General features: G+C 52.1%; 1 protein-coding gene. It reads right to left on the bottom strand.

All coding sequences use genetic code 11. The features are described from left to right. Positions 1-765: site-specific DNA-methyltransferase (locus tag KDH83_RS30860; protein ID WP_212322870.1), on the bottom strand; the 765-nt coding region annotated here is incomplete at its 3' end. Positions 766-933: the final 168 nt, after the last annotated feature.

Genomic DNA, 933 nt, shown 5'->3' with positions numbered 1-933 from the left:
GTCCAGGGGTTTTCTCAGGACAACCCACGGTTCATGCATAGACCTTGGCATGACGCTAACATCCGGAAATTCCTCATGTGCATTCTTCGGACGATCCCCTCCGCGCATAGTCATGACCAGCCTGGTGATATAACCACGCAGTTCCAAGCCAGCTTCACTCATGGCATTAGCGACCACATGAGCTAGTAACGGATTCGAAGCCACGACAATATTGGCGCCAGGTACCACGACACGAACTAACAACTGGGCAAAATCATAGAAAAACAGGCGCATCGCTTTACGATCGTCTTCTGTCAAAACAGTAAACCGCGGCAAGGGCGCGCGCAGATGCCCATCGAACGATGGAGGAATGCGCCATACCCCGCCTCGGCCACTCCGCAGCTTATCCTGCTCCTTTGACGAGTATTCGATTAAGCCATAAGGGGGATCAGTGACAACCGCATGGATTGACTGCGATGCTTGCGCTCTGAGCCAATCGAAGCAGTCTGCTTGATACAAAGTAGCAAGACCATGACGGATGACCGGCTGATCCTCTGGACTGTCCACAGAGGGGCTCGAAGGAACACTGAGTCGATACGAACCTCGGTCTATACGCTCGAAAACTTCCGGCACATTGAGGTTGAGATAGGAGCGGACAGATGAGGCTGAAACCCTCCCAAGCCGGGACTCGACAGCCTCTTGGATTTCATGAATGGACGCACTCGTCGTTGTGGACAAAAACTCCACGATTGAATCTCGAACGCTCCCAGGGGCATTGCGCAACATCTTCTCCTTCAAGGCAGGCGCAAGAATAGCATTATGACGTCCAGACGTCAAAATTTCACACTGCATAGTGCCACCATTTAGGCATCATGCTGTGGAGCACGATTGCCATAGCAATGCCCGAAGTATAGGGCTGGCCATGCATTATGACGTCCAGACGTCAAAATTTCA

This window comes from Achromobacter sp. Marseille-Q0513 (genome assembly GCF_018195695.1).
GTDB lineage: Bacteria > Pseudomonadota > Gammaproteobacteria > Burkholderiales > Burkholderiaceae_B > Achromobacter.
The sequence above is the reverse complement of the archived record's forward strand: the minus strand, read 5'-3'. Positions and strand labels throughout refer to the sequence as shown.